The following is a 16579-nucleotide window of genomic DNA, read 5'->3' as shown; positions in this document are numbered from 1 at the left end:
GTTTAATCGGGTAAAATGACCATAACAGGAGTGGATTCGGTGGCCAAAATTGTTGTCGTTACATCAGGCAAAGGTGGCGTAGGTAAAACTACGACGAGTGCATCTTTTGCAACAGGATTAGCCCTACGTGGTCATAAAACTGTTGTGATTGATTTCGATGTGGGTTTGCGTAATTTAGATTTGATCATGGGCTGTGAACGCCGCGTGGTGTATGATTTTGTTAATGTCATTAATAACGAAGCACGCTTACAACAAGCCTTGATTCGTGATAAAGATATTGAAAATCTTTATATTTTACCTGCATCACAAACCCGTGATAAAGATGCGTTGAGCGATGATGGTGTTGCTCGTGTAATCGATGAGCTTTCGCAAGAGTTCGATTATATTATTTGTGACTCACCTGCGGGGATTGAGCGTGGCGCGATTTTAGCCATGTATCATGCAGATGAAGCAATTATTGTAACAAACCCAGAAATCTCTTCTGTTCGAGATTCAGACCGTATTATTGGTATGCTCGACAGCAAGACGAAAAAAGTAGAAAACAACGAAGGGCGTGTTCGTAAGCATTTATGTATTACGCGTTTTAACCCTGAACGTGCCGATAAACAAGAAATGTTGACCATTGATGATATCTCAAAAGATATCTTACGTGTACCAACTTTAGGCGTCATTCCAGAGTGCCCTAGCGTACTTCAGGCATCGAATGAAGGTAAACCTGTCATTCTTTACCAAGAAGCATCTGCTGGGCAAGCATATGATGATTTAGTTGCGCGTTTCTTGGGTGAGGAACGTCCTTATCGACATATTACAGTGAAACCTAAGGGTTGGTTAGCACGGTTATTTGGAGCGTAGAAATGGCAGGATTTTGGAGTAAACTTTTTAGCAATGATGACAAACCATCTAGCGCCCAAACTGCTAAAGACCGCTTAAAAGTTATTGTTGCTTCTGAAAACGGTTTGGGCAAACGTTTAAGCCAAGACAAGATTGACCAAATGAAGAAAGAAATCATGCAAGTGGTTAATCGTTATGTCCGTGGTGTGGATGAACAGCATATTCAAATGCAAGTTCGTTCTGAAGCCAACATTGAAATGTTGGAAATGAATATCAATTTACCTGAAGAACGATAATTTCATTATTGATTAGTCAAGTGAATTGATTCAGGGCAAAATATAGGGCAGAGTCAAAAAGCATTGCTTTTACTCATGCAATATATTTTGCCCTTTTTATTTTAGATTTTTTTCAGCTAAATATTGTATTTATCCTTATTAAACAAAAGCTCAATAAGGTTTATATAATGCTGCAAATCAATCATTTGATTTAGAATTATTTTATTTTGAGGAGATGCTGTTATGGCACTTTCACAGCCAGCAACGTTCAATGAAGAATGGTCAGACGAGCGTGTATTTGCCTACTTAGATCAACTTCCTCCTGAAGGTACCAATACAGATTTTCATGTACTTTACCACGCATTTAAACATATGCGCCCATTTGACTATGAGCGTTTGTTGACCAAGTTTGTTGCTGATGGCCGAGACATCAATGCAACCAATCCTGAAGGTCAACGTATTCATGATGTGATCGCAGAATATCCGCGTCAAAAAGAAGGTTTCTTAGACGTATTGGCAAAGTTTGCTTAACGACTAAAATACGCGAATAACACGATACAACTCAATATTGTTAATCAGTAAATGCCTGATGAATTTCATTGGGCATTTTTATTTTATATAACCCTCTTTTTCTCAATGTATATCTCAAGGCTCTCTAACGTAGAGTCATCACTATTGAATACAATGGTTTAAATACTTATACACATCAACATGAATAAACTTTTCTAAAATCCGCTATGTGATTCAGTCTTTAACGATGTTTTAACATCATCCAATCTCGATTTAATTCAAACAACAATATGCTGTGTAAACTAAATCCTACAGTTAACTTATCAACTGCCATAAAAAAACCCAGCTTACGCTGGGTTCTTCGAATCAAGTCAGTGCTTAGTGAGCAGCGAATTGGTTCATTGTGTTTTTAGCATCATCATGCGCTTTAAGTGCATTGTCACCAGAGAAGATTTCTTTGTGATCATCACCGATGTCAGAACCCGCCATTGCTTGGTGTTTAACACAAGCGATACCACCACGGATTTCTTTACGTTGTACGCCAGCAACATAAGCCAACATACCTTCAGTACCGAAGTAACCTTGTGCAAGCTCATGAGTAGAAAGCGCAGCAGTATGGTAAGTCGGAAGTGTAATCAAGTGATGGAATACACCAGCTTCACGAGAAGCATCTGCTTGGAATGTACGGATTTTCGAGTCAGCATCAGCAGCCAATTCAGAAGCATCGTACTCAGCGCTCATTAATTTAGCACGGTCATAAGCAGAAACGTCTTTACCTTCAGCAACCCAACGATCGTAAGCTTGTTGACGGAAGTTTAAAGTCCAGTTGAATGATGGGCTGTTGTTATAAACAAGCTTCGCATTTGGAACTGTTTCACGTACACGGTTAACCATGTGTGCAATTTCTTCAACGTTTGGAGTCGCAGTTTCGATCCAAAGAAGATCTGCACCGTTTTGTAAGCTAGACACACAGTCAAGTACAACACGGTCAATTTGAGTACCTTCACGGAACTGATATAAGCCAGAAGCTAAACGCTTAGGACGGTGTAATTTACCATCACGTTTAATCAAGATTTCATCTTCTTGAGCATCAGCAATGTCAATTTCAGTTGTGTCTAAGTAGCTGATATATTGAGAAGCAATATCACCTGGCTCTTTAACCACTGGGATTTTTTGAGTCAAGTCAGCGCCTTCAGAGTCAGTACGCGCAACGATGATACCGTCATCAAGACCCATTTCTAAGAATGCATAACGTAATGCATGGATTTTAGAGATAAAGTCTTCATGTGGAACAGTTACTTTACCAGCTTGGTGACCACATTGTTTAGCATCAGATACTTGGTTTTCGATTTGTAGTGCACAAGCACCAGCTTCAATCATCTTACGTGCAAGTAAATAAGTCGCTTCTTCGTTACCGAAACCAGCATCGATGTCCGCAATAATTGGCACAACGTGAGTTTGGAAACCGTCGATTTGAGCAGTGATTTCAGCAGCTTTAGCAGTATCACCAGCTTCGTTTGCTTTTTTAAGTGCACGGAATAAATCGTTAAGTTCTTTCGCATCAGCTTGACGTAAGAATGTATAGATTTCAGCGATTAAAGCAGGTACAGAAGTTTTTTCGTGCATAGATTGGTCAGGAAGTGGACCGAATTCTGAACGAAGAGCAGCAACCATCCAACCAGAAAGGTAGATATAACGTTTGCTTGTAGTACCGAAATATTTTTTGTTCGCAATCATTTTTTGTTGTGCAATGAAACCATGCCAGCAACCTAAAGATTGAGTGTATTTGCTAGAGTCAGCATCATATTCAGCCATATCACGACGCATGATCGCAGCTGTATATTTAGCGATATCTAAACCAGTTTTGAATTGGTTTTGCATTTGCATACGCGCAGCATCTTCTGGGCTAATATCGCGCCATGTGCTTCCGAATTTTGCTTTTAATTCACGGATTGCATCAATCGCTGTTTGGTATGTAGTCATGATATGTTCCTGTAATAATATTAGGATTTCATCAATCGAAGAGCTAAATCCACTCGGTATTTGTTTGTACAGATTTAGAACACTTCGTTGTTATGGTCTTAGCTTAGATTGACTCCTCAAATTAATCCAATATTCTGAGTTAATTTTCAGTATTTATTTAAAAAATATGTAGATCAAAGTCGTATTATAATTATATAAGAAATATCTAAGCTTTTAATTTATAAAATTTTATACAAAAACCAATCATCTATTTTTTGCTTAAATAACAGACAATTTACTGATTTTATCGCTATTAGACTTAAGTCTGAGCTTGTAACAAAAAAACAGGACTGGATTTTTTTGATATAAAAATACCCTGAATGATCAATAATTACACAAAGTATCATCGCCGAATTCATCCATTGAGAAACAATGCTGTTGCTCAAAAATCTGCTGGTCTTGAGGTATAATGAGGAGATTAGGATTTATTCAAGCATGCATCTCAATTTAAAACCAAGACAATAAATCTTGATCCTTCTATAACAATAAATCGCCTGCTGTTTTTTTATCTACTTTTTACACAAAAGCATTTCCTTATGGCATAATCCCCTGTGATTTCTAAATTTTATTTTCGGTATTTTTTTTATGAATCTGGAGCGGGTCGATCTCAACCTCTTAATTTACCTTGACGTTCTTTTACGTGAAAAAAATGTGACTCGTGCTGCTGAACAGCTTGGTGTTACCCAACCCGCAATGAGTAATATTTTACGTCGTCTTCGTAATTTATTTAATGACCCTCTTTTAATTCGTTCTTCTGAAGGTATGACACCAACAGAACGTGCTTTAGAATTACAACCCCGCATCCGTGACGCACTGTCTGATTTATCGATGATTTTGGAACCTCGTACTGAGTTCCGACCTTATACTTCAAACCGTGTATTCCGTATTATGACCTCTGATTATGCCGAAGCGACACTTGTTCCTCGTCTAGTCAAAGCGTTGCGCTCAGAAGCACCGAATGTTGTACTCGACTTTTTAACACCAAGTGACGTGTCATATCGTGACATGGAACAAGGTAAAGTTGATTTAGCCATTAACCGTTTTAATGAAATCCCACAAAGCTTTCACCAAGTTTTAGTATGGCGTGACAGTTTCTCTTGCCTACTCAACAACAAACATCCTGCTTCGAGTAATTTAAATCTTAAAAGTTATTTAGATGCGCAACATATCTGGGTATCAAAAACAGGTATGGGGGTCGGTTTTGGTGTGAATCCTGAGAAACAAGCAGGATTGGGTTGGATTGATCAAGCTTTAGAGCGAATTGGTCAAAAGCGTAAAATTTCAGTCTTTACTCGTCATTATCAAATGCCAGCATTGTTGGCTTCAAATGTCGATTTGATTGCAACATTACCAACCCGTATCGCCCGTTTACAAGCCAAAAGCCAAAATTTACTCATTAAAGATCCGCCTTTTTATATTCCAGAATTTGAATTAAAAATGGCATGGTGCCCGTTACTTCATCATCATCCTGCACATCGTTGGTTACGCCAATTGATTCTTTATGTTGCACGTCAAATGATTGAAGAAGAAAATCGTGAATTTATGCAAAATAATTCGCATTTTTCTCAATATTAATAGGAATTTTCTTAAATTCTTATCATTTCAAGCTTATACTAATTCCAGATCGGTAGTGTGTTACTCACTACCACCCCCTTTTATGTGTTAAAAATATCTCATAATAATGATGATCCATAGGTGGATTCGTGAGCCTGTTCCAGAATATCCTAATCATCGCTGTCCTCATCGCAGGAGCTGGTTTTTTATCTTTAACTGAAATCGCCCTTGCAGGTGCGCGTAAAGTTAAACTCAAAATTCTTGCCGAATCTGGCGATGAACGAGCCCAAAAAGTCCTCGACTTACAGCAAAACTCTGCCGATTTCTTTGCCGCATCCCAAATCGGTTTAAATGCTGTTGCTATTCTTGGCGGTATTTTAGGTGAAGGTGCCTTTCGTCCTTATTTTCTTGAATTTGTCTCGCGTTTCTATGTCGGAAATTGGACGGAAACCATTAGCTTTGTCCTCTCATTTACTTTAGTCACTTCACTGTTTATTCTTTTTGCCGATTTAATGCCAAAACGTATGGCAATGATTGCACCGGAAAAAATTGCGGTTTCAGTCATTAATCCCATCCAAATCTTTATCGTGGTCTGTAAACCTTTAGCGTGGTTTATCAATGCGGTGGCTAATTTGTTGTTCCGCTTGTTTAAAGTCAATACAACACGTGAAGACAACATTACCTTTGATGATATTTCAGCGGTGATGGATGCAGGTGCTCAGGCAGGTGTTTTACAAAAGCAAGAACATCACTTTATTGAAAATGTATTTGAACTTGAAGAACGTAATGTTCCATCTAGTATGACCCCACGTGAAAACGTGGTGTTTTTTACGTTAAAAGAACCAGAAGAAAGTATCCGCCAAAAACTGGCTGAATACCCTTATTCAAAGTTCCTGGTTTGTAACGAAACCATTGACCAAGTGATTGGCTATGTAGATGCCAAAGATATTTTGGTACGTATTCTGAATAATCAAAAAATTAATCAGCTGCACGAATCAACCATTCGTACAGTATTAACCATTCCTGACTCATTGACCCTTTCTGAACTTCTTGACCGCTTCCGCTCAAGCAAAGAAAAATTTGCGGTAGTATTTAATGAATATGCACTTGTGGTTGGTGTTATTACCCTGTCAGATATCATGATCACTGTGATGGGCGACTGGGTTACACCAATGGATGAAGAGCTACAAATCATTAAACGGGATAACAACTCATGGTTGATCGATGGGAGTACCCCAATTGAAGACATGAAGCATGCCTTAGCCATTGATGAAATGCCAGATGAAGAAAACTATGAAACGCTGGCGGGTTTTATGATGTATCAATTAAGAAAAATTCCCAAACCAGCTGACACGGTGATTTTTGGTGGTTATAAATTTGAAGTGGTCGATGTAGATCATTTTAAAATTGACCAGCTACTTGTCACTCGATTACTTGAAAAAGCAGAACCATCAGCCTCAGAAGATTCTTCACAGTAAGTTTCTTTAGCGTATTTGAAGCTTAGCAATTACCTTGCTAAGCTTTTTTTATGCAAAGCAGTACGTCAATATTAAAAGTCCCAGAGCGTCTTTGATTAGATTATGGGCTTTTGATTTATAAATTTTAAAAATATGAAAATTAACATGAACTCAATTCTTAAAAACTAAAAATTATAATATATTTAAAAATCAATATCTTATATTTTATAACCAATTTGGTGCAAAAATAATATTCATTTTTAAATATCTGTTTTGAATACTCTATTTATTTAAAAAATAGTACTGAATTCAGTATTTCTACAAGTATATTTTAATTTAATCAAATAACTATTAGCATGCTTCTGCTTAAAAAACTAAAAGACTTCTGTTAAAAAAGTCTCATTCAAGGATCGAACTATGCTAACCGTATTAGGTTTGGGCATGATTTTGTGCTTTATGTACTTAATCATGTCTAGACGAATGACTGCGCTTGCAGCACTCACACTTATTCCAATTTTATTTGCATTAATCGCTTACGGTCTTAGCTTCTATTTCGACAGCCTTGGGCATTTAGAAATCAAACAGCTCGGTGAAATGATGCTTGATGGTGTGAAAAAACTTGCACCAACAGGCGTAATGCTACTTTTTGCAATTCTCTATTTTGCCATCATGATTGATACGGGATTGTTTGATCCTTCTGTAAAGTTCATCTTAAAGCTGGTCAAAGGTGATCCCCTTAAAGTCGTTATTGGTACCATTACCCTCACACTCATTGTCTCTCTTGATGGTGATGGTTCAACCACCTACATGATTTGTGTGGCAGCAATGCTTCCGCTCTATAAAAAATTAGGTATGAGCCCGCTGATTATGGCGTGTTTAATGATGCTGGCAAGTGGGATCATGAACCTTACCCCTTGGGGTGGACCGACGGCACGTGCTGCAAGTGCGCTGCATGTAGAGGCGAGTGAAATCTTTGTGCCTATGGTTTTACCAATGCTGGTTGCTATTCTTTGGCTCTATTTTGTCGGTTTTATGTATGGCCGTATGGAACGTAAACGCTTAGGTATTATTGAACTTGATGTTAGTCATGGTGATGACATTCAAATTTCAACGAACCCAGAAGCAAATCGTGCACATTTAAGATGGTTCAATGGCTTATTAACCGTTGTACTGATGATCTGTTTGGTGAAAGGTGTGTTGCCTTTACCGATCTTATTTATGATCGCGCTTTGTATTGCATTGGTGGTGAACTATAAAGATGTCGATATGCAAAAATCTTTGGTTGCCCATCATGCAGGCAGTGCCCTAAACGTTGTGGGTATTATTTTTGCCGCAGGGATTTTTACTGGGATTCTTTCAGGGACAGGCATGGTTGATGCGATGTCGAAAGAATTGGTGGCGATTATTCCACAAAGTATGGGGCCTTTCTTAGCACCAATTACTGCTGTGATTAGTATGCCTTTGAGCTTCTTTATGTCGAATGATGCTTTCTATTATGGGGTGTTACCGATCCTTTCAGAAGCAGCAAGTCATTATGGTATTACACCTGTAGAAATGGCACGTGCTTCAATTGTCGGCCAACCGGTGCACTTACTGTCACCATTAGTTCCTTCTACCTATTTGTTATGTGGATTGGCTGGTATCGAATTTGGACAGCATCAGAAGTTCACCATTAAATGGGCGATTCTGACCTGTTTAGTAATGCTGGTTGCAGCCATGCTGCTCGGTGTATTCCCACTCTATTCAACACTTCACTAATAGACAAAAGCCGATATTTATATCGGCTTTTTTTCATTTTAAATAGATTATTTTCATCATCATCTATTTAAAATAATGATTTATTTACAATCAAATCCAATTAAGGATGAATCAAGACATCGAGCAACGCTTGATAATGAATTGAAATGTCATCTTCTAAAATTTTATAGGCACTATCGAACTGCACCATTGGCCAGCCTTCTTTCCAGAAAGGAAAAATATTATGCAGGTCACGCGTCACGGTGGCATCTTCACGAATAATCGCTTGAGCAACTTGCGATAGCACTTGAGCAGTTTCTGCACCATCAATGGCTAAATAATCGATACCTTTTGCTTTTAAAATACGGACACGATCTTTCTTATAACGAATTTTCTTGGCTTGCGCTTCATTTAAATTTAAAGCCAAAGTCACTGCTTCAACAAGTTTGTCTTCAAAGCTTTGATGTAAAGCAACCAATGCCTGTTTATGTGCTTCTTGACGCCCTGCTTTTCCACCATCACGAATGATTTTTTGTGCTTCAACATTCAGTTCATCCGATTTCATCGACTGAAGAATGTCTAAAATTTCAATATCACTTAATGAAGCAGAAGAATCTGTCATGGGAGTCCTAAAACAAAAATAAATAGAAACTGTATTTTCGCACAATTTTAAAATTAAGTCAGAGATAATGTTACTCTACTGCGATGTATCTCGACCTGATCAAATAATAATAAAGGATGATATTTCAATGTCTGTTTTAGCCCTACTCGCTTGTACCAGTTTGTTATTCCGCCTTGTATCTCATCTATTTTTATTTTGCTCAACAACCACGACTTCTGTTCCTTGTGCTAGCAGTGGTTTTATTCGTATTTGCTTACCGAATTACACCGGCGGTTTATCAAAAGGAACGACAAACTTTTAACCGCACCTTGAATCATGGAAATTGGCTGACCTTGCCGCTTTACACATGCTGGCAATTGTTTATCTTGCCTATACGCTTGTTACTGTCCAAATTTCTTGATTAAGACCATTCGATAAAATCTTATCAATAAGCATAAACTGACAATTTTTTGCTTTCTTAATTGAGATTTTTTTGCTATTGATTTGATATGCCAATAAAAAGTGAAACCTTATGAAAGCTGTTGCTTATAAAAAACCATTCGCAATTTCAGAAGCCAATGTTTTTTCCGAAATCGAAATCGAACAGCCAGTTGCAACAGGTCATGACTTACTGATTGAGGTCAAAGCCATTTCAATCAATCCAGTCGATATCAAAATGCGACAGCGCACTTCGCCAGACAATGATACTTGGAAAATTTTGGGTCATGATGCGGTTGGGACCGTGAAAGCAGTCGGAGAAAAAGTTCAAAATTTTAAAGTGGGCGATGAAGTTTTTTATGCGGGTTCAAACCAAAGACAAGGTTCTTATGCTGAATTCCAATTGGTCGATGAACGTATCGTGGGACTAAAACCTAAATCATTGAGTGATGCAGAAGCCGCAGCCTTACCATTAACGTCGCTCACCGCATATGAAATGTTATTTGACCGTTTAAAAATCCAAGACACCAAAGTTGAAAAACCTGTGATTTTAGTCATTGGCGCTGCAGGCGGTGTAGGATCTATTACGGTTCAATTGTTAAAAGTACTGACTGAATTTACTGTTATTGCCACAGCTTCCCGCCCTGAATCTAAAGCATGGCTGACTGAAATTGGCGCAGATTATATTGTGGATCATAGCCAACCATTAGAACAGCAAATCCTAGACTTGAATATTGGGCTACCTCATTATATTTTTTCAATTAATGGTACAGGGCGATATACACAAGCCATTGCCAATTTGATTGCACCCCAAGGTCATTTTGGTTTAATTGATGATCCTGAAAACTTTATCATTAACCCGTTTAAAGTTAAGTCTGTTTCTGTTCATTGGGAATCGATGTTTACCCGCTCTACATTCCAAACCAAAGATCTCAGCCGACAAGGTGATATTTTAAATAAAGTTTCAAAATTAGTTGATGACCAAAGAATCAAAACCACTTTGGGACAAAACCTCGGTCAAATCAATGTTGAACATATAACCCAAGCTCATACACTAATTGAGTCAGGTAAAAGCATTGGTAAGATCGTATTAGCAGGCTTTTAATCGCTGATTTTTAATGGCGACTTCAATCTGTATGAGTTAGATTGAAATCGCCTTACACATTTATAAACAAAGGCAAAAGCTTAAAGTTTTGTATAACAACGTGAGCTTAAATCACTTCCACCACAACTTTACCAATATGCTCACCAGTATCCATACATGCATGCGCAGCTTGGATCTGATCAAACTTAAATGTTTTATAAATCATGGGCAAACATTCACCTTTTGCCCACAGTGGAACGACTTTTTCCATCAAACCTTTGGCAATTTCAGCTTTTTCAGCAGTTGTACGCGCACGCATTGTTGAACCAGTAATAGTAAGACGTTTCATCATAATCTGCCCTAATTTTACTTCTTTAGCCTTTGCACCACCCAAAAATGCGATATAAACCAAACGCCCGTCTCTACGAAGTAGGTTTAGATTTTGATCTAGATAAGGCGCCCCAACCATATCAAGAATAATATCGACACCCTCATTTTGGGTCTTTTCATAAATGACTTGTTCAAAGTCTTGAGTCTTATAATTAATCGCATCGGTCAAATGGCGAATGGCTTGAATCTTCTCATCAGAACCTACAGTTGCAAAGCTTTTCAAACCGAATGATTGCGCTAACATTAACGCGGTTGTACCAATACCACTTGAGCCACCATGTACCAATAGTGTTTCACCTTCTTTGGCATGCGCCATTTGAAAAACATTGGCCCATACGGTAAAGAAGGTTTCAGGTATTGCTGCAGCTTGAACAAAACTTACAGCTTCTGGAATATTAATGGTTTGAGATTCTGGCACGACACAATATTCTGCATAACCACCACCGTTGGTCAATCCACAAACCTTATCCCCCACTGTGAATAAAGTGACATTTTCACCTACTGCAATCACTTCTCCAGCAACTTCCAAACCGGGAACAGGTGTCACCCCTTTTGGCATAGGATATAAGCCTTGACGCTGTAAAATATCAGGCCGATTAATCCCAAATGCATGGACTTTAACCAAAACTTCATCTGCTTTGGGTTGAGGAATTTCTACCGTTTCATAAGCCAGTTTTTCTATACCACCGGGTTCTGTAATAATGACCTGTTGCATATTCTTTGTAGACATACTTTCTTTCCTATTCCATTCATTACTTTTCATGTTTTCTGTATTTGAACATAAACCAGTGCATGTGCAAATATTTCGCCACCAATGTCTACAAAATAGCGTGGGTATCCTTACAAAAATATAGTTTTCAATTGTTTATATAGCTAAAAGCTGGCTAAAACAGCTTTAAAATAAAGACTTGCATAAATGACATAAACATTTAGTCACAATGTCCAGTTTAGCACTTGATTCAAATTGTATTTTTGCTATGTTCATACCAATCATAGCGTATGTGATTAAGCTTCAATCTATAATTTGGAATAAAAATAAACTCAATAAAACATATTATCAAGGAGCTGATAATGATGAAAATCAACAAAGTACTGCTTGCGCTCTTCTCGATTTATATACCGAGTTCAGCACTCTATGCAGCAGCAATGGATAGATCAGGACAATCTATTTCTGCATTCCTTCAACCTAATCATTATTTTGAAGCAGGGATTTCAATACTAGATCCAACGGTGACGGGTAAAGAAGCAGATGTTTCAGCGACTCGTCGTAATATTCAAGATATGGGAGATGACTACTATTTTCCAAATGCAGCAATCAAATTGCAAATCGCAGACAAAGTTTCATTTGGTTTGTTATACGATCAACCCTTTGGGGCAAAAGTAAAATACGCTGGCAATAATATTTTTGTCACAGATGATAAGACAACGATACTAGATCAAAAATTACTTAATTCAATGATTGATCAAAAATTTTCTGCTTTAAGTTCGGAACAAAAAGTCGCGCTAACATTGCAAGCTCAAGGGGTTAACTTAAATTCGGCCGAAGGTCAAATCAAGTACAATCAAACGCTTAATGCATACAACACCAATGAAACGGTAAAAAACCAGATTAATACTGGCGTTAAAGCAGAGATTAGCAACCAAGTCGATGCCACTAAAGCTTATCTTGGTAAAGGTAATACATCAGCTAAAGTAGATTCAGAAAGTCTCAGTATGATTTTTGGTTATCAACCTATAAAAAATTTAAATTTATATGCAGGAGGTGTTTATCAAACCATTGAAGGAGAACTGCATTTAAGAGGTCAAGCCACCAGTGTATACAATGGTTATGATGCAACCATGAAAAAAGATAGTGGTATCGGCTGGCTCGCAGGTATTGCTTATCAAATTCCCGAAATTGCCTTCAAAACTGCTATAACCTACCGTTCTGAAATTGACCATGAAACTGCGACGACTGAAAATATCTCAAGCTTACCCGCACTGGTTAAACTTGGTGTCATTTCTGATGCTGTGGCAAATAAAATTGCCAGTAGCAAGAGTGAATCTAAAATCACCACACCTCAATCGGTGAATTTAGATTTACAAAGTGGTGTTATGAAAGACACTGTTGCTTTTGCCAATGTACGCTGGGTAAATTGGAAAAATTTTAGGATTCAGCCCGTTCAATTTGGTGCAATTTCTAAAATCGTCGGACAGCTGCCTTCTGTCGCGCAACCCAATGGTTTTGATTTATTGTCGTATTCTAAAGATCAATGGTCTGCCAATGTTGGTGTAGGACGTAAACTTACCGAGCAATGGATGGCTAATGTTTCTGTAGGCTGGGACTCTGGTGCAGGAAATCCAGTTACAGCACTTGGGCCAACTGAAGGTTATTGGAATGTGGGTATTGGTGCTCAATTTAGCCCTACAGCTCAGACCTTTATTGCTGGTGGTGTTAAATATTTTTGGTTAGGTGATGCTGAAGGGCAAATCGCTTCACAGGCAGGTAAAACAAGCTATGTTGCTGATTTTACAGATAACCATGCGCTCGCTTATGGTTTAAAAATAGGTTATCGCTTTTAATTGATTATATTTTTGACAAGTAAGCATGTAATTCTTAACGATTTACATGCTTTTTTATTGCCATTTTTAAACATCAAAAAACCATATTGATCATTTTTTGTTTGCTAATTTAATTTTACCCTGATAATATTCAAACACAAATTAGTTTTACCCAGATAAAAATATCTAAAGGTTTTAAAATGAATACTGAAAATACCTACACTGCCTTTATTGGCAATGACCGTTTAATCACTGATTCTTTGTTAAACGTGGCATTAACCATTAAGACTCAACAAAACACTTCCACACCTGTGTTGATTTTTAATGATCAAACTGGCCAAGCCATTGATGTTAATACCATAGGATCTACAGCAGATATTCAACAACGTTATGCTGAACCTGAAGCAGTTAAAAAAGTTGGACGTCCTAAATTAGGGGTAATTTCTCGTGAAATCACTTTGCAGCAAAAGCATTGGGATTGGTTAGATCAACAAAGTTCAAGTGCATCTGCCGTGATTCGAAAATTGATTGACCAAGAGTTAAATAACCCCGATTCAGCAAGTAATAAAATGTTGGCAAAACAGGCAACTGATCGTTTTATGTCAGCAATGTCAGGCAATATGCCCAATTATGAGGAAGCCACTCGTGCATTATATCAAGGTAATCAAGCGCTGTTTTTAGAATTGATTAACGACTATCCAAACGATTTACGGGCGTATTTGATTTTAAAAACACAACATGCTTTTTAACTACAATATTCGCAACTATATAAAAATTAAATGCGCTAAGCCTTTGGGATTAGCGCATTTTTTATAATCATCGGCACACGATTGATCATTAAATTATTTTTGTTGTTCGGACTCATCACAAGCTTGTTTTAAACGTTGCATTGCCATCGGATCCATAGGTGCCGTCATCATTGCATGATAGTTTCGGCATTCTTTGGTCGGCTCCTGTATTTTCGGTTGGTTTGAGGCACAGGCTGTCAATACGCTTGCAATACCAATCAGGAAAAATGCTTTCATTACATGACCTACTATTAAATCTCAACTTGAATTAAAACTGAATTTTATTGCTTGTACTGTTGCAAGTCTGTTTTGATCACATTCCATCAATGTTAATTCTTCTTATTTTAAAGCTTTCACAACCGTACCGTTCATTGAAATTCTAAATAGATTCAGTCGAGCACTGCAAAAAAGTACTAGTTGACTCTTGCTGAAGATAAAAATTTTAAAATCCCTTTATTTATAATAAGATATATGCTCTAAGTATTAAACAATGCAAAATTAAAAATGCTTTAATCTATATGATGTTGATTAATATTATCTTGTATATATTAAATTTTTTGCATCAAAAAACCCACCTTCTGGTGGGCTTCTCTCAATCAATCCAATCTGTTAAAGACGAACCAATTCCACAATTTTTTCAGCCAATTCTTCAACTGCTTCTTGAGCAAATGCTACATCAGCACCCTGTTCAACATCCGTCACCACCACAACACCAGTTTGACGAAGCAATGCAACTTGATCGCTTGATAAACCTACTTTTGCAATCGCAACAACACCTTGTTGAATCAACAAGCTTTCAAGAGCTTGTGCATGTTTAAGTACTTGAGCAGATACAGCAACTACAGCCGGTTTTTGACCTAAACGTGCAGCACGAGCTTCAGCAGTGACAGGTTCATTGTGTGCAGTCCATTCAACCGCAGCTTCAACCATACCCGCACCAACAGTCACATTACTTAAACGGTCAATAAAGATAAAAGAACCCGTATAACGACTGTCATGATAACGGTCAAATACCACTGGCGCATCAAACTCAATCGTTACATCTGCAATCGCATTTAAATCAAGCTGCTCAACTTGCATTTTTTCCAATGTGTTGACATTGGTACGATAATTAATTTTCGCAACCTTAGCCGGAATGGTTTGTGTACCAAACTTCACATTATAAAGTTTACCAAGCACTAAGGGCTGATCGTTCATCCATACCACAGAAGCACGAGCAGAACGGGAAATGAGCGGTTGCTCACCCGCTTTAACCAGCACGTTACCACGCGAAATATCGATTTCATCATTTAAGGTTAGCGTTACAGCTTGACCCGCAATAGCATGCGCTAAGTTACCATCAAAAGTGACAATTTCTTTCACTGTTGACTTCTTACCAGACGGTAAAGCCACAATTTCATCACCAACTTTGATTTCACCTAAAGCAATCGTACCGCAGAAACCACGGAAATCGAGGTTAGGACGGTTCACATATTGCACAGGGAAGCGGAATTCATGTTTGCTTACATCATGTGTAATTTCAACAGTTTCCAATGTTTCCATCAAGGTTTTACCTTGATACCACGGCGTATTTTCGGATTTATTTACAACGTTATCGCCATTCAATGCAGAAATTGGCGAGAAGATGATATTGGCAGGTTTACGCTCACCCAATTGATTAACAAAATTATTGTACTCAACTTGAATTTCATTGAAACGCGCTTCAGAGAATTCAACCAAGTCCATTTTGTTAATCGCAACTACGATATTGCGAATACCCAATAGGCTCGCAATAAAGGTATGACGACGAGTCTGTGTTTGTACGCCATAACGAGCATCAATTAAGATGATTGCAAGATCTGCGGTAGATGCGCCTGTGGCCATGTTACGGGTATATTGCTCATGCCCTGGGGTATCAGCAATGATAAACTTACGCTTTTCAGTAGAAAAATAACGATAAGCCACATCAATGGTAATACCTTGCTCACGTTCAGCTTGTAAACCGTCGACAAGCAAGGCCAAATCAGGTGCATCACCTGTTGTGCCCACTTTTTTAGAATCACGGGTTACTGCTTGTAATTGATCTTCATAAATCAATTTTGAATCGTAAAGTAAACGACCAATTAACGTTGATTTACCATCATCCACATTACCGCAAGTCAAAAATCTTAACAGGTCTTTATTTTCGTGCTGTTTTAAATATGCCAAGATATCTTGGCTAATCAATTCTGATTGATGAGACATTGCTCAAAGCTCCACAATATTTTGAAATCGGTTGCTATATCTTTAAATCCTCCTAAGTCCTCCGTTTTCTTGCTGGAGTTCCCCCCTCTTTTATAAAGAGGGGTTAGGGGGAGATTCATATAAAAATA

The 16579-nt window shown here is 37.9% G+C and carries 15 protein-coding genes; 10 read left to right on the top strand and 5 right to left on the bottom strand.

Annotation, left to right across the window (positions count from 1 at the left end; genetic code table 11):
- Positions 1-39 precede the first annotated feature (39 nt).
- From minD to MTO68_RS04495, 3 genes are all read left to right on the top strand, one after another.
- Positions 40-852 (top strand): septum site-determining protein MinD, encoded by an 813-nt coding sequence (minD, locus tag MTO68_RS04505; RefSeq protein ID WP_004722761.1) that lies wholly within the window; start codon positions 40-42, stop codon positions 850-852.
- A gap of 2 nt (positions 853-854) precedes the next feature.
- On the top strand, positions 855-1127 hold the full coding sequence (minE, locus tag MTO68_RS04500) for a cell division topological specificity factor MinE (protein ID WP_004722763.1): 273 nt from the start codon (positions 855-857) through the stop codon (positions 1125-1127).
- A gap of 222 nt (positions 1128-1349) precedes the next feature.
- A complete protein-coding gene (locus tag MTO68_RS04495; protein WP_004722766.1) occupies positions 1350-1637 on the top strand; it encodes a PA4642 family protein in 288 nt (95 codons plus the stop codon).
- 357 nt (positions 1638-1994) lie between these two features.
- Here MTO68_RS04495 and MTO68_RS04490 read toward each other — a convergent pair whose 3' ends face one another.
- The gene (locus MTO68_RS04490; protein WP_004722767.1) at positions 1995-3599 is read right to left on the bottom strand and encodes an isocitrate lyase; all 1605 of its coding nucleotides are present in this window, start codon (positions 3597-3599) and stop codon (positions 1995-1997) included.
- 624 nt (positions 3600-4223) lie between these two features.
- Here MTO68_RS04490 and MTO68_RS04485 point away from each other — a divergent pair.
- From MTO68_RS04485 to MTO68_RS04475, 3 genes are all read left to right on the top strand, one after another.
- Complete coding sequence (locus MTO68_RS04485) at positions 4224-5213, top strand: LysR family transcriptional regulator (protein WP_004722769.1); 990 nt, start codon at positions 4224-4226, stop codon at positions 5211-5213.
- Between the two features lie 128 nt (positions 5214-5341).
- A complete protein-coding gene (locus tag MTO68_RS04480; RefSeq protein ID WP_004819385.1) occupies positions 5342-6670 on the top strand; it encodes a hemolysin family protein in 1329 nt (442 codons plus the stop codon).
- Between the two features lie 396 nt (positions 6671-7066).
- A complete protein-coding gene (locus MTO68_RS04475) occupies positions 7067-8407 on the top strand; it encodes a CitMHS family transporter (RefSeq protein ID WP_244015200.1) in 1341 nt (446 codons plus the stop codon).
- 100 nt (positions 8408-8507) lie between these two features.
- Here the strand turns inward: MTO68_RS04475 and MTO68_RS04470 are convergent, their stop codons facing one another.
- Positions 8508-9008, bottom strand: coding sequence for a hypothetical protein (locus MTO68_RS04470; protein ID WP_004819381.1), 501 nt, complete (start codon positions 9006-9008; stop codon positions 8508-8510).
- A 127-nt stretch (positions 9009-9135) separates the two neighbouring features.
- Between MTO68_RS04470 and MTO68_RS04465 the strand changes: the two genes are divergently transcribed.
- Both MTO68_RS04465 and MTO68_RS04460 read left to right on the top strand, forming a co-directional pair.
- The gene (locus MTO68_RS04465) at positions 9136-9309 is read left to right on the top strand and encodes a hypothetical protein (RefSeq protein WP_244015198.1); all 174 of its coding nucleotides are present in this window, start codon (positions 9136-9138) and stop codon (positions 9307-9309) included.
- A 210-nt stretch (positions 9310-9519) separates the two neighbouring features.
- Positions 9520-10530, top strand: a complete 1011-nt coding sequence (locus MTO68_RS04460) for a zinc-binding alcohol dehydrogenase family protein (RefSeq protein ID WP_239046366.1) — start codon at positions 9520-9522, stop codon at positions 10528-10530.
- Positions 10531-10636: 106 nt separating this feature from the next.
- Here MTO68_RS04460 and MTO68_RS04455 read toward each other — a convergent pair whose 3' ends face one another.
- Positions 10637-11629 (bottom strand): NAD(P)H-quinone oxidoreductase, encoded by a 993-nt coding sequence (locus tag MTO68_RS04455; protein ID WP_244015196.1) that lies wholly within the window; start codon positions 11627-11629, stop codon positions 10637-10639.
- Between the two features lie 344 nt (positions 11630-11973).
- Between MTO68_RS04455 and MTO68_RS04450 the strand changes: the two genes are divergently transcribed.
- Both MTO68_RS04450 and MTO68_RS04445 read left to right on the top strand, forming a co-directional pair.
- Positions 11974-13461, top strand: coding sequence for a long-chain fatty acid transporter (locus MTO68_RS04450; protein WP_244015952.1), 1488 nt, complete (start codon positions 11974-11976; stop codon positions 13459-13461).
- A 179-nt stretch (positions 13462-13640) separates the two neighbouring features.
- Entirely contained in the window at positions 13641-14189 is a 549-nt protein-coding gene (locus MTO68_RS04445) for a DUF2239 family protein (protein ID WP_244015195.1), read from the top strand.
- A gap of 93 nt (positions 14190-14282) precedes the next feature.
- Here the strand turns inward: MTO68_RS04445 and MTO68_RS04440 are convergent, their stop codons facing one another.
- The gene (locus tag MTO68_RS04440) at positions 14283-14465 is read right to left on the bottom strand and encodes a hypothetical protein (RefSeq protein WP_151801211.1); all 183 of its coding nucleotides are present in this window, start codon (positions 14463-14465) and stop codon (positions 14283-14285) included.
- A 372-nt stretch (positions 14466-14837) separates the two neighbouring features.
- Positions 14838-16451: a sulfate adenylyltransferase subunit CysN gene (gene cysN, locus MTO68_RS04435; RefSeq protein WP_244015193.1), complete on the bottom strand. Its 1614-nt coding sequence runs from the start codon at positions 16449-16451 to the stop codon at positions 14838-14840.
- Positions 16452-16579: the final 128 nt, after the last annotated feature.

Source organism: Acinetobacter sp. NyZ410, from assembly GCF_022828975.1.
GTDB classification, from domain to species: Bacteria; Pseudomonadota; Gammaproteobacteria; order Pseudomonadales; family Moraxellaceae; genus Acinetobacter; species Acinetobacter guillouiae.
The sequence above is the reverse complement of the archived record's forward strand: the minus strand, read 5'-3'. Positions and strand labels throughout refer to the sequence as shown.

Excerpts from the sequence above, each read along its gene's own strand:
- minE (WP_004722763.1), top strand. The coding sequence starts at position 855 with ATGGCAGGATTTTGGAGTAAACTTTTTAGCAATGATGACAAACCATCT.
- MTO68_RS04495 (WP_004722766.1), top strand. The coding sequence starts at position 1,350 with ATGGCACTTTCACAGCCAGCAACGTTCAATGAAGAATGGTCAGACGAG.
- MTO68_RS04490 (WP_004722767.1), bottom strand. The coding sequence starts at position 3,599 with ATGACTACATACCAAACAGCGATTGATGCAATCCGTGAATTAAAAGCA.
- MTO68_RS04485 (WP_004722769.1), top strand. The coding sequence starts at position 4,224 with ATGAATCTGGAGCGGGTCGATCTCAACCTCTTAATTTACCTTGACGTT.
- MTO68_RS04475 (WP_244015200.1), top strand. The coding sequence starts at position 7,067 with ATGCTAACCGTATTAGGTTTGGGCATGATTTTGTGCTTTATGTACTTA.
- MTO68_RS04470 (WP_004819381.1), bottom strand. The coding sequence starts at position 9,008 with ATGACAGATTCTTCTGCTTCATTAAGTGATATTGAAATTTTAGACATT.
- MTO68_RS04465 (WP_244015198.1), top strand. The coding sequence starts at position 9,136 with ATGTCTGTTTTAGCCCTACTCGCTTGTACCAGTTTGTTATTCCGCCTT.
- MTO68_RS04460 (WP_239046366.1), top strand. The coding sequence starts at position 9,520 with ATGAAAGCTGTTGCTTATAAAAAACCATTCGCAATTTCAGAAGCCAAT.
- MTO68_RS04455 (WP_244015196.1), bottom strand. The coding sequence starts at position 11,629 with ATGTCTACAAAGAATATGCAACAGGTCATTATTACAGAACCCGGTGGT.
- MTO68_RS04450 (WP_244015952.1), top strand. The coding sequence starts at position 11,974 with ATGAAAATCAACAAAGTACTGCTTGCGCTCTTCTCGATTTATATACCG.
- MTO68_RS04445 (WP_244015195.1), top strand. The coding sequence starts at position 13,641 with ATGAATACTGAAAATACCTACACTGCCTTTATTGGCAATGACCGTTTA.
- MTO68_RS04440 (WP_151801211.1), bottom strand. The coding sequence starts at position 14,465 with ATGAAAGCATTTTTCCTGATTGGTATTGCAAGCGTATTGACAGCCTGT.
- cysN (WP_244015193.1), bottom strand. The coding sequence starts at position 16,451 with ATGTCTCATCAATCAGAATTGATTAGCCAAGATATCTTGGCATATTTA.